Source organism: Gottfriedia sp. NPDC056225, from assembly GCF_042267765.1.
GTDB lineage: Bacteria > Bacillota > Bacilli > Bacillales > Bacillaceae_G > Gottfriedia.
Map to the genome: position 1 here is coordinate 1 of NZ_JBHJTJ010000029.1, position 21,335 is coordinate 21,335.

Here is a 21,335-nt window from a genome sequence, read left to right on the forward strand (position 1 = left end):
GAATAATAGTGTATTTTTCTACTATTAACCTATCTAATATGTAATAATATATAACAAAGATATTCTATTTACTTAAGATGAAAAAATAAATGAATTTATACTATAAATACAATAAATTTTGTATAATTGATAATGAGGTGATTTCTATGTTAGTAAAATCAAATCTACTTATTTCAAACTCAACTGATTTATTAGATGTAAATCAGAACGATTTTAGAGTAATAGAGTATTTAATAGATGAAACATACTTTCCTGAGCTATTACAAAGGAAGTTTGAAAATGAAAAAAATCATCGTATGATCTATGACGCTTTCACTGATTTAGAAATGATTTACTATTTTGTTCATCAAATAAAAGATATTCAAAAATCAAAGCAGCGAAAAGAAAGTACAAAAATAGAGTACATAAGAGAATTATTACAGTTTTATCGTTACTTATTAAAAAGTGAAGAATTTTTACGTAAAGACGTTGATTCATATATAGAGGAATCATTACTGAAAAATTTAAAACAGAGACATATCGAATCATATCAGCAATGGTTATCGAATTATCAATATGGTTCAAAGATGCAACAGTATCGAGTCACTACTCTCTCAAGGAAACTTGTCATATTAAAAAGTTTCTTTAAATTTTTATTTGATTCCAATTATGTTCAGGTTCCTCTATTTACAAGAATTTTGAACGCAAAAATAACAAAAGATGACTTACCAAATCGAGATTTAGAAGAAAGTGAAGTAAAATCATTACTGAATTTTTATAGAGGAAATATTTTAATCACTACTTTAATTAAATTACTGGCTACAACTGGTATGCGAATTCGTGAGTTAGCTGAGGCAAACTGGGGAAATGTTTCAAAGGATACAAATGGATACTGGCTCGAAATTGTCGGTAAAGGAAATAAAAAACGTGAAGTTAAACTACTAAATCATGTATTTATTGATTTATGTAAACTAAGGAGTCGACGTGGTTTTACAAATAGCATTTCAAAAACTGATATAAACCCATTTTTTCCAAACAAGCTAAATAAACATTATTCCTTCAAATATTTATCTAAGTATGTAATCGAAATTATAAAAGCCTCCGAATTGCAGTTTGTTTTAGATCATAATCGAACGAATAATATTAGTCCCCACTTCTTTCGACATCACTATGCATGTCGATCAATTGAAAAAGGTGCGAGCATTTATCAAGTAAGTCGAAGCTTAGGTCATGAAAGTATTCAAACTACAGAAATTTATTTAGCAAAAATGATGAATCGATCTCAGCATGCTAGTAATGTTTGGGATGATGAAGAGTATTAAATATAACCCCATTTTTTTAATGGGGTTATATTTAAACTTTTAGTTAACATAATAAAATTATATCAAACAATATTGAGCTAAATAGAAAAACAGACCCTTGGTCGAGTCTGTTCACTGGTCTAAATTTATTTGTGAGTCATCTATAATTAATACTCTCATTTCGATTATAAATTCTTCCTTTTGATGCGGAGAATAGTTATTATGTATTAATGACTCATAAATATTACTGTTAACGGTTATTTTATGATGCTCAATATATGTAATTAGTTTTTGTAAATTAGTAAAATAATCATTTGGCGTTAAACTTTTATACGTAATGCATATATAATTGCCTTCTGGAATTTTTGCAACTTCGGTATCTGGTAATAGTAATGTAGTTTGTTTTTTCGTTAAAACAGGTGTGAATAAATATTGATAAGATACTTCATTAACATGTTTATACGATTTATAAGGGTAAATTGCACCATAACCATTATTTCTAAATCCTTCTGTCGATGCAGCAAATTTTTTTAATTTACTATAAGAAGCATTTAAGATATTTTTAGGATCGATTCCATCTGCTTTTGTTTGAATGATCTGTATTTCTTCTTCATACGAAAAAAATACTTCTCCAAATTGAGGATACTGCTTCTGCCTCTGTATTCCTCTTTTAGCATTTGCTATGATTTTTTCAATTTCTGTTAAAGAATCAATTTTATCTTTTACGATGTTTTCTTGCTCCGTTAAAAAAGCATAAAACTCATCTCTCTCTAATCCTTGCACTTTTTTCATATCTTCTAAAGGAGTGCCAATATATTTAAGTGATTTGATTAAGTCAAGTAGATGGATTTGTGAGTCTTTATAATATCGATAATTAGTATCTGGATCGACATAGGCTGGTTTAAACAAGTTTATTTTGTCATAATATCGAAGTGCTTTTATTGAAATATTTACTAATTTTGAGACTTCACCTATTGTATAAAGTGTTTCTTTCACTTGATCACTCCTTATGTAGTATTTTTTTAAAGAAGCGTATTCTTTATTCGTTCTCAAAGAATACGCCTTTGCTTATTGATGATGTTCGATAACCCGGCATTTTCCAAGCAATTGTTAACCCAACACCGCTCGCAAGTAATACTGTTGCAAAATAGAATGGATAGTTTAAGTCAATATCAAATAGAATTCCACCAATTATAGGCCCTATTACATTCCCTATACTAGTAAACATTGAATTCATTCCGCCAACAAAACCTTGTTCATTTCCTGCAATTTTAGATAAATATGTTGTTACAGCAGGACGCATTAAATCAAAGCCTAAAAATACGGTAATTGTAACAAGTAAAATTGTAAAGTATGAATTCACAACTGTCATTAAAAACACTAGTATTGTAGAAAGAATTAAACTATATCGTATTAGGCCAATTTCACCAATCCATTTTGTTAAACGATCAAATAATGCGATTTGTGCAATTGCACCGATAATGCCTCCGCCTGTAATCATGATTGCAATATCCTTAGGTGTAAATCCAAATTTATGGTTAGTAAATAAAGAAAATAATGATTCGAAAGCTGATAAGCCAAATTGAGAAATTAATAAAACCATAAACGATATAAAATACATCGGAGCAAAAATTCGTTTAAAACCAGGTTTTTGTCCTTTAACCTCGATATTTTCTTGGTTACGTTCTGGTTCTGGAAGTATAGTAATAGATAATACACCTGCCAATATTGCTAATCCTGCCGCAAAGAAAAATGGTATGCGAGTACCAAACTCTGCTAAAAAACCTCCAATACCAGGACCAACAATAAAGCCCGTAGAAATGGCAGCCGACATATAGCCTAGTGCTTTTGCCCTTGTTTCAACTGTTGTAACATCAGCTATAAATGCAGTTACTGCTGGCATAATGAATGCGGCACTTATGCCTCCTAGCATACGTGAGATAAATAGAACTTCAACTGTTTTTCCCATACCAAATAAAAATTCTGAAAAACTAAAAATTATTAGTCCGATGATTATCATTCGTTTACGTCCGAACTGGTCTACCCAGCGTCCTGCAATTGGTGAAAAAAGCAATTGTGTTACAGCAAACGCCGCTACCATATAACCAACAATTGTACCGGATATATTTAACTCATTCATAATCGAAGGTGTGACTGGTACTACTAATCCTATCCCTAAGAAAATAATGAATAAATTCATTAAAACTAAAATCAACATTATGTTTTGTTTTTTCATTTTGTTCAACTCCCATTAAATACTCTACAAAACATAATGTAAAGCCTCCTCTGAGGGGAGAGTCAAACAAATATTAATCGAATTTTATTGTTTTAATTATGAATCCGTTTTCTTTTAAAAACTTTTCATGAAATATAAAAAGAGCTCCTTTTTGGGAAGCTCACAATTGTATTTTACATTCAACTAGTTTTAATAAAATTTTCAAGCATTCCGAGTTTTTCGAAACGAATTTAAAATGCTCGAAGTAACAAAACCAAGCACAAGCGCAAGCGATAAGTGCTGGTAAAGTCCAACGTTATCAGCTGCTCCCATATGATGCCATATATCGTTTGGTAGTGATTTCCATATAAACCAAAGAACTGTTGTTACGACTAATATAATTGTTGAAATTGTCTTTCGTTTCCCAAACGATGAAATAAGAAACATCATTAATGTTAAACCCAGGATCGGTGTACTTCCGAAAAACCATTGAAGTATATGAAAATCAATATGTTCCATTCATATCCCTCCTCATTTAAGTGTATGAGGAGATTTTGATAAAAAGAAATGAAGTTGAAAAAATAGAATGTTATTATTCTGATGAACATCTACTATAAAAAAATAAATAGTAAGTCTTAATAGTTTGACAATTAATTTCCAAGAATATCAGCGTAGTTGTGGGTATCCACTTCAGCCTGAAATGAAATGAGTATGTTATTAACAGCTACATGCTTATTTTTTCATATTTATGTTATTTTACTATCATGTGAACATTTCAAATTGATCTTAATTTAATTTTTCAATATTGAATAGGTATTATTTAAACACACTAAGGCAAGGGCCAAATGGCCTTGCCTTAGTTGTAGACAAAAATCTACTTAACAATTACTTTTCCTACCATTCCAACATTAGAATGGTACTTACATGTTAGGTCATATGTATTGGCTTGTTTTGGTAATACAGAAATAGTCGTTTCTTTTCCTGGTTGAACTTCTACATCAATATTAAGCATTTTCACTGTAAACGTGTGAGGATTAACTCCTTTATTTTTTAATAATAAAGTAGATTTTGTTCCATTCGGAATTGTAATGTTTTTTGGATTAAAGTAATTATCGTCCAACTCTACAACCATTACCGGTGCTCGATTATCACTTTGTGTAACCGCTGATTCTGCAAAAACTTTTATATTACTTGGTTTTGCCATCAATAAAAATGGAACAAAAGAAATAAGTAATACAGTTAGCCATTTTTTTGTTTTCACAAACAATCCCTCCTTTCCTATGCACTATTATTTTCCAATTATTGTATTATTATTAATTCAGATTAAATAAAAAAACTGCCTCCTTATTAGAAAACAGTTTGTTCCTTAAATTATTGATTATCTTCCCACTTCGCTAGTTCTTCTCGAACGATTGGTGCAACTTCATTTCCTAATAGCTCGATTGCTTTCATTACATCTGCATGTGGCATTGAACCAACCGGTACGTGTAGCATGAAACGTGTGATACCTACGTTTTTTCGAAGGTAGATGATCTTTTGTGCTACAAATTCAGGATCTCCAACATATAGTGCACCTTCCAAACTTCTTGCGGCATCGAAGGCTGATCGATCATAAAGCCCCCATCCTCTTTCCTTTCCAAGCTTATTCATTGCTTGCTGTGTTGATGGGAAAAATTTATCAGCTGCCGTGATTCTATCCTCAGCGATGAATCCATGCGAATGTGATGCAATCTGTAATTTATTTAAATCGTGACCAGCATGAGCTGCAGCCTTTTTGTATAATTCCACTAATGGAGCGAATTGAACAGGTCGTCCACCAATAATAGCAAGTACTAGAGGAAGTCCCAATAGTCCCGCACGAACGACCGATTCACTATTTCCACCACTTCCTATCCAAATAGGCAATGAATCTTGTACAGGACGGGGATATACACCGATATTATTTATCGATGGTCGATGTTTTCCATTCCAAGTTACGAATTCAGATTTTTGTAATGTTAATAATAGATCTAACTTTTCTTCAAAAAGTTCATCATAATCATTTAAATTATAGCCAAATAAAGGGAAAGATTCGATGAATGAACCTCGTCCCGCCATTATTTCAGCTCTTCCATTCGAAATGCCATCAAGTGTAGCAAAATCTTGAAATACTCGTACTGGATCTGCCGAAGAAAGTACAGTTACTGCACTTGTTAATCGAATGCGTTTTGTTTGTGATGCAGCTGCAGCTAAAACAATAGCAGGAGATGATGCAGCATAATCCTGACGATTATGTTCTCCAACACCAAATACATCTAATCCCACTTGATCTGCAAGTATGATTTCCTCAACGACTTCCCGTAATCGTTCTGCATGACTTATTGTTTCACCAGATTTAACGTCTGGTGTAGTTTCTACAAATGTACTGATTCCTATTTCCATTAATCTACTCCTCCAAAGCTTTAAAAATAGATGCAAATATTGACTTATATACTACCTTTTGCAACAAAAATTACTTTAGTTTTAATATACCTCAAATTCGAGATAAATTCTAATATTGGATTCCAATAGCTAAATTAAAGCAGAGTTGATAATCTATTGGGCCAAAACAATACATTTTCTGAATATTTCGAGTATAATAGAGTATTAGAATTTATCACGATTCCAACAGTGAGAAAGGAAGTTTAATGATGAGTCAGACAAAACTAACTGAAATAACAGTAGATGGATCCTTTAACAGACAAATAAATCGTTTTTCAACACCTTTTGGGAATAAGCCTGAAGAACTTCCTATAGAAGCTAATCGATATCGACTCATTTGGTCGGCAGCTTGTCCATGGGCACATCGTTCTGTTATTGTTCGAAAAGTCTTAGGTTTAGAAACTACTATTAGTTTAGGAACTGTAAGCCCCATGCGTCCAAGACTAGATCGTGTAGATTGGGAATTTTCGTTAGATGAAAATAGAGTAGATCCTATCTTAAAGACTCGTTATATGAGTGAAATTTATATTAATTCAGATCCAAACTATTCCGGTCGACCAACTGTCCCAGCAATTATCGATAGTAAATCAGGTAAAGTAGTTAATAACGATTATTTTAAACTAACAAACTATTTTGAAACGGTTTGGAAACCATTTCATAAGAAAAACGCACCAGACTTATATCCAGTTTCGATCCGTCAAGAAATCGACGCACTTAATGAAATTATTTTTACTGATGTAAACAACGGTGTATACAAATGTGGATTTGCACAATCACAAAAATCATATGAAGAAGCTTATGAAAAGTTATTCAATAGATTAGATGAGCTAGAGCAACGATTATCCAAACAACGATTCTTATTTGGTGATAAAATTACCGATTCGGATGTGAGACTCTATACAACACTTGTCAGATTTGATGCTGCCTACTTTTCTGCTTTTAATACAAATCGCAATTTAATTCGGGAATTTAAAAATTTATGGGGATATGTACGTGATTTGTATCAAACTTCAGGATTTGGTGACACGACTGATTTCGATGCGATTAAAAGACATTATCACTTATCTATTACAATTTCAACAGATAAGGAAGAACCAAAAGTTTTACCAAAGGGTCCTGAGCTTTCTTTATGGAATTCTCCACATAATCGAGAAAATTTAAGTGGACAAAAAGAGAAGTTCCTTATACATTAATTCAGAGGAGATGAGATGAAATAATGGTAAATATAGTAATTCAAAATGCAAAAAAAGAGATGTACCCATCCATTCGCCAACAAAGAATTGACGCTTATAATGAATATGCAAATGTTCTTCCTGTTGATCATTGGAACGCCTTAAAAAATTCAATTTCTTCAAAAGTTGATGAACAAGAAGGAGTCGAATTAATCGTTGCTACTATTCTAGGAAAAATTGCCGGAAGTGTTGCTTTATTTCCAGCAAAAACAAATGCCTATGAAGGATATGTTGAAGAACTTGATTATCCTGAAATACGTATGCTTGCTGTAGACTCAACTTGCCGTAGTCAAGGAGTTGCAAATGCGCTTATTTCAGAATGTATAAATCGTTCAAAAGAAAAAGGTTTCGATGCGATTGGCTTACATACTGGGGAATTTATGAAAAATGCAATTAGTTTATACGAAGGAATTGGTTTTAAAAGATTGCCAAAATTTGATTTCCAGTCAGCTGATGACGGTATTAACGTTAGAGCTTACCAATTGAAATTTAGATTAGAGGACTAAATTGTATATATAGGGCTATCTATCGTTTAGGCTTAAGATAAGATTCGCTTTCAATTTGTTTTGTTCATTTAATCATTTCAAATTAGTAATAAAAAGTACTTCTATCTAATCAAAGAAGTACTTTTTTTATTTTTAAATCATCTATACTTATCACCGTTGCAATGCTTAATCTGCAAAAAACACAGGCTAGAGTTATTTTCATAGGGTTTTTAATTTATTATCAATATGATCACCTGACAACAATCCGTTCAAATTCTATAACTATAAATGTTATAATTACTATTTCATTTGTTTCTATAACTGATACTTCTACATCCTTAATTTCAAATTTATTAAGGATACATTGAAATATTGCGTTCTATAGTAATTTTGTAATAATAAAACATAGTGTTATTTCAAGTAAGTTTTGCAGAACTTACTTTTTATTTTTTATAAAAGATATAAAAAAGGAAATAGCTCAATGTAACTAACACGAATAAAACATTTACAAATTTCCATTATAAAACTATTAGTTGGATTTAATCATCCGAATCCCAATCACTCTCATATGGATTTGCAAATAATTCTATTTCAATTGATGCTTCGATTTTTGAACAAAAATTAATGACATCTTGGTCATACCAAATGGCTGGACAACATCCATTTTCAATAATTGGAACTTGCATCAGAACAAATTCACATTCATATATTCTTTTAATCGCAATTAATTCATTTATTTTGCTTAAAAGAGACCCAATTATTTCCTTAGCTTGTTTATTTGCATCTAGTGTCTCAATGTAATTTGTGCTCAATTTCCAACTTGTATATGTTCTATACCGCCTTTTTATTGGGATTATTTTACGTTTTCTTGTTGTTATAATCTCTTCACCTTTACTATAAGAATTAGTTGGATTAATCTCTAACAATTTAGTTACATATTCTATTGGAAAGTTATCGCCTTTAATTTCAAAATATGTCATTACACTTGTATGATGCATATTTCGCTCCTCTATGTTATTTAACTCTAGTATACTTTTAAATTGGCACTTGAACTACTCACCACTTAATACCCCTACAGGTTGTTTGAAGTGGGAGTTTCTTGGGAACAGAGCATACTTGCTAGTGTATTTTTTGCCAGCAGTGGTTTCTCTTATTTACCAATCTACCCCCGTAGATTCCTACGGTTCTATGATTATTTATGCCAGAGCTAATGTTCGTAAGCCTTCAGCTAGAATGTTTTTACTGGCATTTATGTCTCTATCGTGATGTTCATGACAAATAGGACAGGTCCAACTTCTGATTTCAAGAGGTTTCTTGCCACTTTGGTGCCCACAATCGGAACAAATTTGACTGGATGGAAACCATTTACTTACTTTTATGATTGTTTTACCGTACCATGTAGCTTTGTATTCTAATTTCGTTACAAAAGCAGACCATGATACATAAGAAATTGACCTGGCTAATTTATGATTACGTAACATTCCTTTCGTATTCAGGTTTTCGATACAGATAATATCGTGGTTTTTGATAATTTCTGTATTCAACTTGTTAAGAAAATCGTCTCGTTGATTCATTACTCTTTCGTGTAATCTAGCAATTTTTCGTTTTTGTTTCTGATAGTTTTTTGCATCAAGAAGGTTAAACCCATTTTTTTTAGCTATTAACGCACGTCTTGAAAGTTTTCGCTGTTCGCGTTTTAGTTTCTTTCCCATTTTGGAAGTGAATTTATTGTTATCAATTTTGCGACCGTCAGAAAAAATTGCAAAATCAGTGTTGCCTAAGTCTATACCAATAGATGATTCAGTTTTCTTCAGTGATTGTACTTCTACTTCTACAAGAATGGATACAAAGTATTTACCACTTGGGTTTCGTCTAACGGTAGCATTAAGAATCCGTCCATCCACTTCACGACTTTTGGCAAAGCGAACAAGACCAAGTTTGGGCAATTTTATCTTGTTACCTACAATGGCAATATTTTCATTTGTATGCTTAGTTGTATAGGATTGTACATTGTTCTTTTTGGACTTGAAACATGGAGCATGATTTTGCTTGTTGAAAAAACGACTAAACTCTTCAGCAAGATTTTTGAGGGAGGACTGCAAGGATATGCTGTCCACTTCGTTCAGCCAGACTAGTTCTTTTTTTAGTTGCGTCAGCTCGGCAGAGCAAGTATTGTAAGTTAATCCTTGACCAGTTTCCTTGTATGCATCGTTCCATTTAGTTAAAAAAAGGTTGAAAACAAATCGAGAACAGCCAATAGTCTTTGCAATTAAGGTTTCTTGTTCCTTATTAGGATAGATCCGAAACTTATAGGCTTTGTTTATCACCACTGTTCTCACCTCGTTTTTTTCTTGTTATATTCTATATTTTACAAAATATTTAGGCTAAAGCCAACCGACATTTATCTCCACCTACCCACTGGGTTTTGCCCTTTACGTTCCTTGAGGAAAGGGTCTTCTGTCGGAAAAAGATAAAAAGATAATCATTAGTCTTTTTAGTGCAAAATAATAAAAGGACTGGTATGAATATAGCCAAATTTGATTAAGACACTATTTTGAAAAATCCACGTGGAAGCTGGCCCTCAAATAAGTAAAAAACCACAAAGGTTTGTCCAAAGATATTTCACTTTAAACAACCTATGTGATTTAATTATGTTTCTAATTCAAATACATTTCTTTTAATTTTTCACGATCTTTTGCAGTTAATCCAATGACTTTTTTGAAGTAATTATCGTATGAGCCATAATGTTCTTTAATTTGATCTAATGAAGCTTGTAGCCATTCTTTTTTTACTCCCATAATTGCTGTTACTACTTGCCTTTGTTCATCCGTTTTTAATAGAGGAGCCATTGCATCTAGTTGTTTTTGAATATAAACAGGGTTATTACTTAACAAATAGTCATCAAGTACTGTATTTTCTGGTACTCCAAGTGACAGTAATACAAGAGCAGAGCCAACTCCAGTGCGATCTTTGCCCGCTGTACAGTGTTGTAAAACAGCATCATTTTTTGATTTTAAAAGCAACTGAAATAATGTTCTGTACGCTTCTACATCTGGATCTTCAACCATTTCTCTTTGCATCTGTTTGAAAGTCTTGTCCAGTCCTGCCATGTCTAAATTAAAGATATCTAAAGTTGTACTGCCAGATTTTATAACTGGATCATTGATATTTGTTACACCCTTTATTACTGGATCAGGACTTTTTGCTATCTCATCTGCGCTTCGGTAATCGAGAATTGTTTTTAATCCAGAATTTTGTAAATAAGATATATCATTTTTTGTTAAGCCTACTAAAGCGTCTGAACGATATAATTTTCCCCATTGAACTGTTCTACCATCAACAGTTTCGTATCCACCTAAATCTCGGAAATTAAAAGTTCCTTGCAGAAAGACTTTACGCTCTGCAACAATTGTATGCATTCCATTTTCTCCAATAATATGAAAATACGGTCTAGCTTTTGGACTCGGATCGTCCAGCGTAATTGACGTACCAGAATTAACTTTAACTAGTAATTTCCCAATTTTATCTGGAGATGTTGACCAAAATATGCGTACTTTGTCTTTTTTATTTGATCCGTCCCATGAAAATTTCAATTTACCTTCCTGAGTACGTTCCACTTTAGCAATTAGTTGATTTTGTTGATTAATTACTGAAGTCTGTACTTGTTGTGATTTTACTCCATTAGTATTCATTACCTGAGCATGAGCAGTATTAGATAAAATTGATGAAGCTATGGCAAATGTTAAACTGTAACTAGCTAATTTTGACTTTTTCATATTCAGTTCTCTCCACTCTTTTATTCTATTAAATTTAAAGTTGTATTCACAAATCAGAAACTTTCACTTTTTTTGCAACTTGTGTTTCTTTCTTATGAATAATCCTTTACAAAAAAAGTATATAAATATTTCTTTAATCTCCTATATAAGTGGTGTAAAGAATGTGTAAAGAATATTTTTTAAAGTCAAAATTAATAGAAAACATTTTTTCAGTATGAAATCCAATTAAATGAAGAACTTCCCCCGATTGCACGTATTGACTGAATGAACGGATTCAAAACTAAATTGAGCTTTTTTCCGTCAACATAACGATCAATTGCCATAGAAAATCCTTCAAAAAAGAACTAACTAATCTAATTTGTGTTAATTAATTAGAAATAAAAAACAGCATTGGAATACTATCTTAATATGCATCTTTTAAATAAGAAATTTCTTAAAAAAGTTGGTGCGAATTAATTGTCAACTATAGACAAATCTACTATTCTGATCGAACCATGGAACGATGCAGATCTTAGTTTACTTATCTCCTTAAACACGAATAGAATGACTCAATATCTTGGTGGACTTGAGAGTTATAACCAAATTATGAGTCGTCACATGCATTATTTAGAAATGAGAAAAATGGGGACAGGTCAAATGTATGCGATAATATTACTTCCACATCGAACAAAAATAGGAACCGTTGGTTATTGGGATCGGAAATGGAATGACAAATGGATTTATGAAATAGGGTGGAGTATTTTACCTCAATACCAAAGAAAAGGTATTGCATCAATTGCTGTAAAAAAAGCAATTATAAAAGCTCAAGATGAATTAAAACATAACTATATTCACGCATTTCCTTCTATTAAAAATGTTCCATCTAACAAAATATGTGAAAAACTAAAATTCAAATTAATAAAAAAATGTAATTTCGAATACCCGATTGGTCATTTTATGGTATGCAATGACTGGCGATTAAAATTAAAGAAGAAAAAGTAAGTTAGTCTTATTAAGGCTTATTTCGGAATGTAGAAATATAAAATGTTCAAAAGTGAAAACATAAACAATTCTAGATATATGAAGTAAAGGTTATTTACTAGATTAATTAATTGCTTCTCTAATCTTTTTCAGAATGTAAAAATATTAATTGTTTGGTGAACTAATTCTAATAATTAGTTTATATCGATGTCGATTTTTAAAGATTTGCAAAGATGATGCGTATTTTATTGATATTTTTGCAAAACGAAATGATATTAATAATAATGTTTGTTCTATGCTTTTGTGTAAACGAAATTGATTGAAACGGAAGGTTCTCGACTCCTATGGGAAATGCGGGAAGGCTGAGACCCGACATGCTCGCCGAGGAGGATTAGGTCTCGCCCCTTGGAAAGCGAGAATCCTGTAGTGGAAATCAACATCAAATAGTTTCTTTTACATTGAAATATTGTTGACTAATTGAAAAATTCTTTATTCAACTGCGTGGTAAGTTAAGTCATACATTGGCTTAACTTTTTGTTTTAAAAATTCTAGTATTCTTAATAATTATTCATTATAATTAAAAAGTTACATAAAAAAGCCGAGCTCAATTTAACATTGGCTCAGCTTTATTTTTTAGTTTATTCAAAATAAAATAATGAATCGTGAGAAGTATTTGTCTGATAGTAGTTCATTAAATCTTCTACTGAAATTCCTCTAATTTCAGCAATATCATTAAAACTCATATCATAGTGATATGACAGTTCATGTAAAGATAATGCTGGATTATTTGCTAGTAACTCATAATCAGGTATATTTTCAAATTGTTGAGACATACTCATCACTTCCTTTTACAGTTTCTTACTATCCTTTCCTAAAAATTACAAATTTAGTCAAGATTGTCGAAAAGAAATGATGTGTACATAAAATTGATTAGTTAGGTGGTATTATGATTCAAACTATTTTACACGCAACTTTATTATCATTTGGTTTAATCCTACCTTTAGGGGTCCAAAACGTATTTATTTTTCAACAAGGTGCAACTCAAAAAAAGTTTATTAGAGCTTTACCAGCTGTATTAACTGCATCGCTCTGTGATACGTTATTAATTACATTATCGGTTACAGGTGTGTCTGTCCTTATTTTAACTTCACCATATTTAAAAACTGCGCTTTTAAGTTTCGGAATTTTATTTTTAACTTATATGGGCTGGCAAACATGGAAAGCTAAATCTTCTGAGATCACATCAAATCAAGACAATTTCTCAGTGAAAAAGCAAATATTGTTTGCTGCATCTGTTTCACTTCTTAATCCGCATGCAATCTTGGATACAATCGGTGTAATTGGAACGAACTCGCTTCAATACGATGGTAATGAAAAAAGTGCATTTGCGATTACTTGTATAGCCGTTTCGTGGATCTGGTTTATATCACTTGCAATAGCAGGTCGAACTGTCGGGAAAATCGATCAATCAGGTAAATTCATGATTATAATTAATAAAATTTCTGCGATCATCATTTGGTGTATTGCTATTTATTTATTAAAAGGTTTAATCATAGGCTAATAAATTTCTTTGTTTATTCTATAACATCAATAAAAAGCAGTATATAGATATTACTATATACTGCTTTTTTATCTCAACTTTCTTTACTACCTTTTAGAAATAATCCAAAGCAGTTAAAGTAAGAAATGCTTCTATTAATCTTAAGAGTTTTTCTTTTTCTTCGGAATTTAACATCTTATTCGCAGTACGTATCATGGTAGTACCTTCAATCCATTCATCTTCTTCGATCAAGGTTATTTTCTTTATAGACGACATCAAATTTTATATTACTATTTTTTTCATTCTTTGCGGGATTAAAAACTTCTTCTGAAATACTTTTAAATGGAACCTTCAATTCATCAGGTGCATTCACAATATAAGCACACCAAATTAGCTCCTCAGCATTACCACCTGTTACTTTTGCAATCGCTCTTGTTAATTTTTCTTCACGGGGGAGTTAGTTTCGCATTTTGCAGTTAATTTTCCAAAATAAATAAATTTGATAATTAAGTCTAAAGTACTAAAACCCGCTCAAAAATTTAAGCGGGCTTCTTTATACTCTAAAACGATTTTACCAATATTTATTTTTCGATTTGCTCTAACACTCTATTTTGAAGAATTTCAATTAATACTTCATCCATATACTGATAATCATCAGCGATATCTAGATTGACAACCGTTTTATGATTAAGCAAAATACCGAATTTTTCACGTATTCTTCTTAAATGCTTTTTCTCCATTACGAAAATGATATCTGCCCAGCCGATATGTCCTTCAGTCACCTTAGTTCTAGCACCAGATTCCGTACCAGCTGATCTTGCTTGATGTCCTTCATATAAGTGAAAGATTTTTTCAGCTGTAGGACTTCTCCATTGATTTTTACTGCATATAAATAGTAATTTGATTAGGATCACACCTTGAAAATTATTTGTTATTTTTTACTAAATAAATATGAGCTAAATGATGCTGACTATGCCAAGCATATAAAGCTAAAAGAAAATCAATGCTTATTTCTTGGTTCAGTTCAGGGTGAAAACATGTGCGTTTAAACTGTTCATCTGTTAATGATTCAAGTAAAACCACATATCTTTCGTGTATTCCTTCAATAATTTTTAAGGAACTTTGAAAATCATAATTTGAATCACTTAATGTTATCCAAGCATTTTCATCATAACCTTTGATTGTTGGGTTTTCTTCAGTTAATGCTAATTTTACTCTGATTAAGCTATTCATGTGGCTATCTGCAACATGATTTATAACTTGTTTTGGGGTCCATCCACCTTCACGATAAGGTGTATTTAATTGTTCTTCGTTTAGAGATGTTACTGCTTCCTTAAATTTAAAAGTAGCATCTTTTAACACTTTTATACATTCTTCTCTTTGTTTAGTAGTGTAGCTTGTTGGAACGTTAAATTTACCAATTGGATATTTCAAATTTTCCATTTTAACTCCCCCATTTACCTGTTATCTATAAAAAAACAACAAAGCCATGCAAGACTTTGCTGTTTTTTTTACTAAATTAAAGTGTATTAAATGTTTCAGTTAATACTGGAACGATTTGTTTTTTGCGAGAAACAACACCTTTTAATAATGCAGTATTGTTTTCTAAAGTTACATTGTATGCTTTTTCTACTGCATTTGTAGCAGTACCTTTTGCAACAGCAATTGAATCATTTGTTAAAATATCAGTTACGACAAATAAGAATAAGTCTAAACCTTTATTTGAAACGATCCCATCAAGTACGTTTTCTAATTCATCTTGACGTGAAAGTACGTCATTTGTATCAACAGCATTTACTTGAGCTATTTCAACTTTATAGCTACCCATTTGGAACTCTTTAGCATCAAGTGAAACTAATGATTCAATTGATTTATCAGCTAAATTTGCACCAGCTTTTAACATATCTAAACCATACTCATCTGAATTTACACCTGCAATTTCAGCAAGTTCCTTTGCAGCAACGATATCTTGTTCAGTACATGTTGGTGATTTAAATAATAATGTGTCAGAAATAATTGCTGAAAGCATTAAACCAGCAACTTCCTTTTTAATTTCAACATTATTTTCTTTATATAATTTATTTAAAATTGTAGCAGTACATCCAACTGGCTCACAACGATAGTATAAAGGATCGCTTGTTTCAAAATTTGCAATACGGTGATGATCGATTACTTCAAGTACACGTACTTGTTCAATATCATCTGCACTTTGTTGACGCTCGTTATGGTCAACTAAAATTACGCTTTTCGTTTCAACTGCAACTTTTTCCACTAAACGAGGAGCATCTGTTTTAAAAGTATCTAGTGCAAATTGAGTTTCTGCACTTACTTCTCCTAAACGAATCGCTTCAGCGTCTACTCCTATAGCTTTTTTTAATTCTGCATATGCTATCGCAGAGCAAATCGTATCTGTATCTGGGTTCTTGTGACCAAAAACTAGTACTTTTTCCATCATGATTCTCCTAACTTATATCTTGTTTTTCAATATTTTCATATGTATTTTTAATACCAAGAAATTGTTTTAATATAAAACGCTTCAATAATAATACCATATCAAAATAAAAAAAAATAGCCAAAATGGCTATTCTTTACAGTTTGTGGACAAAGTCTCTAAAACAGTTCTTTTCAGCTATTTATTAATTCGAATTTATTGAGCTAATTGTTTATACAAAGCATATAAAACGGTTACGAAAACAAAAAATAGCTTAAGTCATTCAACTGAGTTTTTGTATGACATCGTTTCAGTAATTGGTTCATTTTTTGGTAACCAATCAATTGGTATATCATCTGCCGTATTCATATCCTCAAGTAACATTTCATCAAAATTATGTTGATTCGGCTCAGTTGATTTCTTCTTATTAGATTTGCTCATCTTTAAGACCTCACTTGTCATTTGATTTTCAAGTTTAGTTTGTGTAAAAGATGACTGAGCTAATACTTATTTTACATTTTTAATGATAATTTCAGGAATTGATATATTTTTACGCGGTTTTATATTATCAATAATAATTTCGGCAATATCGTCCGGATTCATCATTTTTGAAGTTTTGTCTTCATCAAAAATACCAGCCCAAAAATCAGTATTCATTCCACCCATATATGCTGCAAATACTGATATAGGTGTTCCTGTTAATTCAACTACTAAACTTTCCGTAAATCCTTTAACGCCAAATTTACTTGCGCAATAAACTGATTCAGTAGCTTTACCAATTAACCCCGCAGTTGAAACGATATTAACAATCGTTCCACTATTTTGTTTTTTCATTTGTTTTAGTACTTCTTGCGAACAAAAAATGGTACCTTTTAAATTAATGTCAATCATATTATGTACTGCTTCTTCATTCAATTCATCTGCAAGGTCAAAAATACCAACACCTGCATTATTAAATAATAAATCAACATTACCGTATGTTTGAAAAATAGTATCGAATACTCGTTTTACATCATCGTATTTAGAAACATCTATCGTATGGATTGAATAATTGTTTGGTAATTGTTTTCCAACTTCTCTAAGTTTATTTTCAGTTCTTCCTAATAAACAAATATGTGCTCCATTTTCCGAATACTTTTTAGCTAATGACGCTCCTAATCCACTTCCTGCGCCTGTAATAATAACTACTTGATTACCCAATTTAAGACCAACTTTCTATAAATGATATTTATCCGAATAATTTCATTATAGCTATTAAACCAAAACATGATACAATTGTAAAAGTGTTTGTTTAGGAGGTCGTAAAATGAATACTACAAAAACGGGGAAAATATCACATTTTTTTAAACTATTGCTTCCGATTTTAATCACACAAGTGACATTATTTTCAATGTCATTTTTTGATACGATTATGTCTGGGAATAGTAGTCCAGGAGATTTAGCAGGTGTTGCGATTGGCGTAAGTGTTTGGGCACCAATCAGCACAGGTTTAACAGGCATTTTATTCGCTATAACAACCATGGTCGCCAATTTAAAAGGTGCAAAAGAAGAAGAAAAAATAACTCCGCTTGTCACACAAGCACTTTATTTAGCTGGTATTATTGCAATTGTTATTATTATTATCGGGATCTTTACGATTCATCCAATCTTAAATCAAATGAATCTGGATCTAAAAGTTCATCGAGTAGCACTTCATTTCTTATACGCTTTATCATTTGGAATTTTACCTTTATTTTTATATACGGTAATTCGTCAGTTTATTGATGGATTAGGAAAAACAAGAACTACGATGATCATAACAATTATTTCAGTACCGATTAATGTTATTTTAAATTTTTTCCTTATATTTGGTAGAGCTGGTCTTCCTCATTTAGGGGGAGTCGGAGCAGGAGTTGCATCTGCCATCACATATTGGATTATTTTTGGAATTGGCTTTTACATTATTAAAACTAAAAAGCCATTTAAGTCATATAATATTTTTAAAAAGCTTCCACCTATTTCATTTACTACTTGGAAAAGTATTTTAAAATTAGGTGTACCAATTGGACTTAGTATCTTTTTTGAAGTAAGTGTTTTTTCAGTCGTTACTTTATTATTAAGTGAATTTGATACGAAAACAATCGCTGCCCATACAGTTGCGATGAATTTTGCAAGTATGCTTTATATGGTTCCATTAAGTATTTCAATGGCTTTAACAATAGTAGTCGGCTTTGAGGTTGGCGCAAAAGATTTTCAAAGTGCGAAGGAATACAGCAAAATTGGTTTATTGATGGCTGTGTTGATCGCTTCAGTTTTTGGAGTAATCATCTACTTATTCCGCTATGATGTTGCAGGTTGGTACACAAATGATTCATCTGTACAATATTTAGCTGGTGGATTTTTAATTTTTGCTATTTTGTTCCAACTATTTGATGCAATTGCTGCACCAATACAAGGTGCATTAAGAGGTTATAAAGATGTTAATGTGACATTATTGATGATGATTTTAGCCTATTGGGTGATTGCTTTACCGATTGGTTATTTTCTATCTCAAACAAATCTTGGTGCAAAAGGATATTGGCTAGGTTTAATAAGTGGATTGGCCGTTTCAGCAATTACTTTAACTTTCCGATTAGTTCAACTTCAAGTAAAAAAATTAAAACTTTCTGAAGCATAAAAAAAGGATGGAAAAGCATTATGACTTTTCCATCCTTTTTCCATCCGCTTAATCATCTTGAATCGTCAAATGAGGATTTTCATCATCAAATTGATCAAGTAATTCGCTTGGAATATGTTTTGGTATGACATCAGCAGGGACTTCCCCATCTACACTTAAATAGTAGTGTCGAATCGGCTTTAAGTCATTATTTAATTCATAAACTAATGGAATGCTAGTAGGTATATTAAGTGAAGCGATTCCATCTGCTGAGATTTCATCTAAATATTGAACGATTCCTCTTAACGTATTACCATGCGCAGATATAATCACCTTTTTCCCAGATTTTAATGCTAGGGCAATTTCTTCATTCCAATATTTTAACACTCTTTTTTCAGTATCCTCTAGACTTTCCGTTAGAGGGTACTCGCCTTCTAATAAGTCTTTATAACGAGGCTCATTAATCTCGTACCTAGGGTCACCTGGCTCTAGCGCTGGCGGTCTAATATTCATTGATCTTCTCCAAATGTTAACCTGTTCATCTCCGTACTTCTTCGCTGTTTCTGTTTTATTTAGTCCTTGAAGTGCGCCATAATGACGTTCATTTAATCTCCATGTCTTATGTACCGGAATCCACATCTTATCAATTTCATTTAAAATAATCCATAATGTACGAATTGCTCGTTTAAGGACTGATGTATAAGCAATATCAAAAACAAAACCATTTTTTCTTAAAATAATTCCTGCTTCCCTAGCTTCAGAAAGTCCACTATTCGTTAAGTCAATATCAGTCCATCCTGTAAATCTATTTTCAACATTCCATAAACTTTGTCCGTGTCTGATTAATACAAGTTTAATCATATCGATCTCCTTTTATAGTCAAAGATATCATTAGGTTGCTGAAAAGTTAATCATTTGATTCAAAAATAGCCCATAGTTCCATCGTAAACTAAAACTTGCATCATCTATTTTATAATTGATTTAACAGAAAATTCAGTTTATAATAACTAAAATACAACTTTAAAATATTAAAACTACCATCCGAAAGTACGTTATCATATTTTAATACCTTCATTTTCAAAACCTTTTCATAGTTGTTTCCAATCAAATCTTTCCTTATCATTTTACTTTAAGCTTTCATATCCATATTGATTCTTCTTAATACTAATTAGTCTAAAAGATTACATCTCATCGTTAGTTCGATCAGTTTTTGTCTAAACTACATTATTATGAAAGAGGTGTTTTAAAAGTGGAATTTCGAAGTAGTGGTAGGCTCTCCAATTTTCTAGTAGTCATCTTGTTTTCAATTTGCTTGTCTTCGTTCATCTTTTACGTTCAAAAACATGGGTTTCCAAGTACACCTAAGTCTTATTGTATAATTTTCTTATTAGGATTAATGTTTTTAGCTTACGTCGGATATATTCGAAGTATGGTCATTAGGATCAATGAAAATGAGGTTACATATGAACATTGGGGATTCAAACGAACGATTCCAGCACAGCATATTACGCGAGTTAATCTGCAATATCGCTATAAAGAAACAGCTTCATATAGTGCATATCTTGTCATAAATCATCCTGAAGAGTCACTTTTTATCCCCTCTATGATGTTTCAAGGTCAAATCGACCGGATAACAAAAGCAATAAGAGACATTATGATTTATTAAATTTGCATCTCAAAAAGAACTGAAGACTAGCCTCAGTTCTTTATTTGTGATTAAATGATCGGCTTTATTGCATCAACTATTATTGAAGGAAAGAGTACTTTTTCTCCGTGGTTTCTAGGATCATATTGTTTTGAACGAAAAATAATACCATCCCTCCCATCCCATTCGTTAAAATGAAACGTTCCACCTTCATCACAGTATTCTAATAATGTCACCTCAAAGCCCGCTGTTTCAAACATAGTAATAAGCGTTTTATAATTATATACAATTTTATGGCTAGCTGCTGGATGATCTTTTGGCCCAGGGCCACCTACTTTTACAATATTTTGATAGGTTTCATCTTGAAAAAAACCATCTGGTACTGCACAACGAATATAACCTGATGGCTGTAAATATTCATAACAAATTTCAGCTGCTTTTATGCCTTCTTCATAAGTAAGATGCTCCCAAACATGTTCGGCTAAAATAGCTGAAATTGTATTTTTTTCAAATTTCCTTTCCCAAGTAGACTTTTCTAACAAATTAAGTTCTTCTTCTTGAGTTTGAATCCAAGTTGGATTATTGTTATATTCTCCAGCTCCTATTACAACTCTTAATTTTTCACGATTAATCGACATTCGATTCATTCACCTCAAACTAGATTTTAATCAACTAG

24 protein-coding genes are annotated in these 21,335 nt (G+C 31.7%); 7 read left to right on the plus strand and 17 right to left on the minus strand.

Annotated elements, in window-relative coordinates; translation table 11 throughout:
- The first annotated feature begins 146 nt into the window (after nucleotides 1–146).
- The gene (locus ACFCYN_RS17230) at nucleotides 147–1,301 is read left to right on the plus strand and encodes a tyrosine-type recombinase/integrase (RefSeq protein ID WP_375950599.1); all 1,155 of its coding nucleotides are present in this window, start codon (nucleotides 147–149) and stop codon (nucleotides 1,299–1,301) included.
- Between the two features lie 111 nt (nucleotides 1,302–1,412).
- Here ACFCYN_RS17230 and ACFCYN_RS17235 read toward each other — a convergent pair whose 3' ends face one another.
- The 5 genes from ACFCYN_RS17235 to ACFCYN_RS17255 form a co-directional block, all read right to left on the minus strand.
- Entirely contained in the window at nucleotides 1,413–2,276 is an 864-nt protein-coding gene (locus ACFCYN_RS17235) for a MerR family transcriptional regulator (protein WP_172444657.1), read from the minus strand.
- 43 nt (nucleotides 2,277–2,319) lie between these two features.
- Entirely contained in the window at nucleotides 2,320–3,516 is a 1,197-nt protein-coding gene (gene norA / locus ACFCYN_RS17240) for a multidrug efflux MFS transporter NorA (RefSeq protein WP_375950601.1), read from the minus strand.
- A 201-nt stretch (nucleotides 3,517–3,717) separates the two neighbouring features.
- Nucleotides 3,718–4,014, minus strand: coding sequence for a hypothetical protein (locus tag ACFCYN_RS17245; RefSeq protein WP_098118397.1), 297 nt, complete (start codon nucleotides 4,012–4,014; stop codon nucleotides 3,718–3,720).
- A 355-nt stretch (nucleotides 4,015–4,369) separates the two neighbouring features.
- Nucleotides 4,370–4,699, minus strand: coding sequence for a cupredoxin domain-containing protein (locus tag ACFCYN_RS17250; RefSeq protein ID WP_375950659.1), 330 nt, complete (start codon nucleotides 4,697–4,699; stop codon nucleotides 4,370–4,372).
- Between the two features lie 167 nt (nucleotides 4,700–4,866).
- Nucleotides 4,867–5,916, minus strand: coding sequence for an LLM class flavin-dependent oxidoreductase (locus tag ACFCYN_RS17255; protein ID WP_375950603.1), 1,050 nt, complete (start codon nucleotides 5,914–5,916; stop codon nucleotides 4,867–4,869).
- A 248-nt stretch (nucleotides 5,917–6,164) separates the two neighbouring features.
- On the opposite strand from ACFCYN_RS17255, the gene ACFCYN_RS17260 reads away from it, so the two are divergent.
- Complete coding sequence (locus ACFCYN_RS17260) at nucleotides 6,165–7,148, plus strand: glutathione S-transferase family protein (RefSeq protein ID WP_172444661.1); 984 nt, start codon at nucleotides 6,165–6,167, stop codon at nucleotides 7,146–7,148.
- 23 nt (nucleotides 7,149–7,171) lie between these two features.
- The gene (locus tag ACFCYN_RS17265; protein ID WP_375950605.1) at nucleotides 7,172–7,693 is read left to right on the plus strand and encodes a GNAT family N-acetyltransferase; all 522 of its coding nucleotides are present in this window, start codon (nucleotides 7,172–7,174) and stop codon (nucleotides 7,691–7,693) included.
- A gap of 518 nt (nucleotides 7,694–8,211) precedes the next feature.
- On the opposite strand, the gene ACFCYN_RS17270 is transcribed toward ACFCYN_RS17265, so the two are convergent.
- The 3 genes from ACFCYN_RS17270 to ACFCYN_RS17280 all read right to left on the minus strand — a co-directional run bounded on the left by ACFCYN_RS17270 (nucleotide 8,212) and on the right by ACFCYN_RS17280 (nucleotide 11,448).
- Nucleotides 8,212–8,670: a DUF4279 domain-containing protein gene (locus ACFCYN_RS17270; RefSeq protein ID WP_375950607.1), complete on the minus strand. Its 459-nt coding sequence runs from the start codon at nucleotides 8,668–8,670 to the stop codon at nucleotides 8,212–8,214.
- Between the two features lie 198 nt (nucleotides 8,671–8,868).
- Nucleotides 8,869–10,002 carry an IS200/IS605 family element RNA-guided endonuclease TnpB gene (gene tnpB, locus ACFCYN_RS17275; protein ID WP_375950609.1) on the minus strand — a complete coding sequence of 378 codons (1,134 nt, stop codon included), beginning with the start codon at nucleotides 10,000–10,002 and terminating at the stop codon, nucleotides 8,869–8,871.
- 327 nt (nucleotides 10,003–10,329) lie between these two features.
- Nucleotides 10,330–11,448 (minus strand): tyrosine-protein phosphatase, encoded by a 1,119-nt coding sequence (locus tag ACFCYN_RS17280; protein ID WP_375950611.1) that lies wholly within the window; start codon nucleotides 11,446–11,448, stop codon nucleotides 10,330–10,332.
- A 456-nt stretch (nucleotides 11,449–11,904) separates the two neighbouring features.
- Here ACFCYN_RS17280 and ACFCYN_RS17285 point away from each other — a divergent pair, with 456 nt between their 5' ends.
- Nucleotides 11,905–12,429: a GNAT family N-acetyltransferase gene (locus ACFCYN_RS17285; protein ID WP_375950613.1), complete on the plus strand. Its 525-nt coding sequence runs from the start codon at nucleotides 11,905–11,907 to the stop codon at nucleotides 12,427–12,429.
- A 617-nt stretch (nucleotides 12,430–13,046) separates the two neighbouring features.
- Here the strand turns inward: ACFCYN_RS17285 and ACFCYN_RS17290 are convergent.
- Nucleotides 13,047–13,241 carry a hypothetical protein gene (locus tag ACFCYN_RS17290; protein ID WP_098118405.1) on the minus strand — a complete coding sequence of 65 codons (195 nt, stop codon included), beginning with the start codon at nucleotides 13,239–13,241 and terminating at the stop codon, nucleotides 13,047–13,049.
- 113 nt (nucleotides 13,242–13,354) lie between these two features.
- Between ACFCYN_RS17290 and ACFCYN_RS17295 the strand changes: the two genes are divergently transcribed.
- Nucleotides 13,355–13,969 carry a LysE/ArgO family amino acid transporter gene (locus tag ACFCYN_RS17295; RefSeq protein WP_375950615.1) on the plus strand — a complete coding sequence of 205 codons (615 nt, stop codon included), beginning with the start codon at nucleotides 13,355–13,357 and terminating at the stop codon, nucleotides 13,967–13,969.
- Between the two features lie 214 nt (nucleotides 13,970–14,183).
- On the opposite strand, the gene ACFCYN_RS17300 is transcribed toward ACFCYN_RS17295, so the two are convergent.
- From ACFCYN_RS17300 to ACFCYN_RS17325, 6 genes are all read right to left on the minus strand, one after another.
- On the minus strand, nucleotides 14,184–14,321 hold the full coding sequence (locus ACFCYN_RS17300) for a hypothetical protein (RefSeq protein WP_375950617.1): 138 nt from the start codon (nucleotides 14,319–14,321) through the stop codon (nucleotides 14,184–14,186).
- Nucleotides 14,322–14,529: 208 nt separating this feature from the next.
- On the minus strand, nucleotides 14,530–14,853 hold the full coding sequence (locus ACFCYN_RS17305; RefSeq protein ID WP_375950660.1) for a low molecular weight protein tyrosine phosphatase family protein: 324 nt from the start codon (nucleotides 14,851–14,853) through the stop codon (nucleotides 14,530–14,532).
- Nucleotides 14,854–14,872: 19 nt separating this feature from the next.
- Nucleotides 14,873–15,391, minus strand: a complete 519-nt coding sequence (locus ACFCYN_RS17310) for a YfiT family bacillithiol transferase (RefSeq protein WP_375950618.1) — start codon at nucleotides 15,389–15,391, stop codon at nucleotides 14,873–14,875.
- A gap of 76 nt (nucleotides 15,392–15,467) precedes the next feature.
- Nucleotides 15,468–16,400 (minus strand): manganese-dependent inorganic pyrophosphatase, encoded by a 933-nt coding sequence (locus ACFCYN_RS17315; RefSeq protein WP_172444670.1) that lies wholly within the window; start codon nucleotides 16,398–16,400, stop codon nucleotides 15,468–15,470.
- Nucleotides 16,401–16,658: 258 nt separating this feature from the next.
- Nucleotides 16,659–16,820, minus strand: coding sequence for a hypothetical protein (locus ACFCYN_RS17320; RefSeq protein WP_172444671.1), 162 nt, complete (start codon nucleotides 16,818–16,820; stop codon nucleotides 16,659–16,661).
- A gap of 66 nt (nucleotides 16,821–16,886) precedes the next feature.
- On the minus strand, nucleotides 16,887–17,579 hold the full coding sequence (locus ACFCYN_RS17325) for an SDR family oxidoreductase (protein ID WP_172444672.1): 693 nt from the start codon (nucleotides 17,577–17,579) through the stop codon (nucleotides 16,887–16,889).
- A 106-nt stretch (nucleotides 17,580–17,685) separates the two neighbouring features.
- Between ACFCYN_RS17325 and ACFCYN_RS17330 the strand changes: the two genes are divergently transcribed.
- Nucleotides 17,686–19,035 (plus strand): MATE family efflux transporter, encoded by a 1,350-nt coding sequence (locus ACFCYN_RS17330; protein ID WP_375950620.1) that lies wholly within the window; start codon nucleotides 17,686–17,688, stop codon nucleotides 19,033–19,035.
- Between the two features lie 48 nt (nucleotides 19,036–19,083).
- Here the strand turns inward: ACFCYN_RS17330 and gpmA are convergent, their stop codons facing one another.
- Nucleotides 19,084–19,875 carry a 2,3-diphosphoglycerate-dependent phosphoglycerate mutase gene (gene gpmA, locus ACFCYN_RS17335; protein WP_375950622.1) on the minus strand — a complete coding sequence of 264 codons (792 nt, stop codon included), beginning with the start codon at nucleotides 19,873–19,875 and terminating at the stop codon, nucleotides 19,084–19,086.
- A 388-nt stretch (nucleotides 19,876–20,263) separates the two neighbouring features.
- Between gpmA and ACFCYN_RS17340 the strand changes: the two genes are divergently transcribed.
- Nucleotides 20,264–20,680 (plus strand): hypothetical protein, encoded by a 417-nt coding sequence (locus ACFCYN_RS17340; protein ID WP_375950624.1) that lies wholly within the window; start codon nucleotides 20,264–20,266, stop codon nucleotides 20,678–20,680.
- A gap of 50 nt (nucleotides 20,681–20,730) precedes the next feature.
- Here the strand turns inward: ACFCYN_RS17340 and ACFCYN_RS17345 are convergent, their stop codons facing one another.
- Entirely contained in the window at nucleotides 20,731–21,297 is a 567-nt protein-coding gene (locus ACFCYN_RS17345) for a class I SAM-dependent methyltransferase (protein ID WP_375950626.1), read from the minus strand.
- Between the last annotated feature and the right edge of the window lie 38 nt (nucleotides 21,298–21,335).

Excerpts from the sequence above, each read along its gene's own strand:
- ACFCYN_RS17230 (WP_375950599.1), top strand. The coding sequence starts at position 147 with ATGTTAGTAAAATCAAATCTACTTATTTCAAACTCAACTGATTTATTA.
- norA (WP_375950601.1), bottom strand. The coding sequence starts at position 3,516 with ATGAAAAAACAAAACATAATGTTGATTTTAGTTTTAATGAATTTATTC.
- ACFCYN_RS17245 (WP_098118397.1), bottom strand. The coding sequence starts at position 4,014 with ATGGAACATATTGATTTTCATATACTTCAATGGTTTTTCGGAAGTACA.
- ACFCYN_RS17250 (WP_375950659.1), bottom strand. The coding sequence starts at position 4,699 with ATGGCAAAACCAAGTAATATAAAAGTTTTTGCAGAATCAGCGGTTACA.
- ACFCYN_RS17255 (WP_375950603.1), bottom strand. The coding sequence starts at position 5,916 with ATGGAAATAGGAATCAGTACATTTGTAGAAACTACACCAGACGTTAAA.
- ACFCYN_RS17260 (WP_172444661.1), top strand. The coding sequence starts at position 6,165 with ATGAGTCAGACAAAACTAACTGAAATAACAGTAGATGGATCCTTTAAC.
- ACFCYN_RS17265 (WP_375950605.1), top strand. The coding sequence starts at position 7,172 with ATGGTAAATATAGTAATTCAAAATGCAAAAAAAGAGATGTACCCATCC.
- ACFCYN_RS17270 (WP_375950607.1), bottom strand. The coding sequence starts at position 8,670 with ATGCATCATACAAGTGTAATGACATATTTTGAAATTAAAGGCGATAAC.
- ACFCYN_RS17280 (WP_375950611.1), bottom strand. The coding sequence starts at position 11,448 with ATGAAAAAGTCAAAATTAGCTAGTTACAGTTTAACATTTGCCATAGCT.
- ACFCYN_RS17290 (WP_098118405.1), bottom strand. The coding sequence starts at position 13,241 with ATGTCTCAACAATTTGAAAATATACCTGATTATGAGTTACTAGCAAAT.
- ACFCYN_RS17295 (WP_375950615.1), top strand. The coding sequence starts at position 13,355 with ATGATTCAAACTATTTTACACGCAACTTTATTATCATTTGGTTTAATC.
- ACFCYN_RS17310 (WP_375950618.1), bottom strand. The coding sequence starts at position 15,391 with ATGGAAAATTTGAAATATCCAATTGGTAAATTTAACGTTCCAACAAGC.
- ACFCYN_RS17315 (WP_172444670.1), bottom strand. The coding sequence starts at position 16,400 with ATGGAAAAAGTACTAGTTTTTGGTCACAAGAACCCAGATACAGATACG.
- ACFCYN_RS17320 (WP_172444671.1), bottom strand. The coding sequence starts at position 16,820 with ATGAGCAAATCTAATAAGAAGAAATCAACTGAGCCGAATCAACATAAT.
- ACFCYN_RS17330 (WP_375950620.1), top strand. The coding sequence starts at position 17,686 with ATGAATACTACAAAAACGGGGAAAATATCACATTTTTTTAAACTATTG.
- gpmA (WP_375950622.1), bottom strand. The coding sequence starts at position 19,875 with ATGATTAAACTTGTATTAATCAGACACGGACAAAGTTTATGGAATGTT.
- ACFCYN_RS17345 (WP_375950626.1), bottom strand. The coding sequence starts at position 21,297 with ATGTCGATTAATCGTGAAAAATTAAGAGTTGTAATAGGAGCTGGAGAA.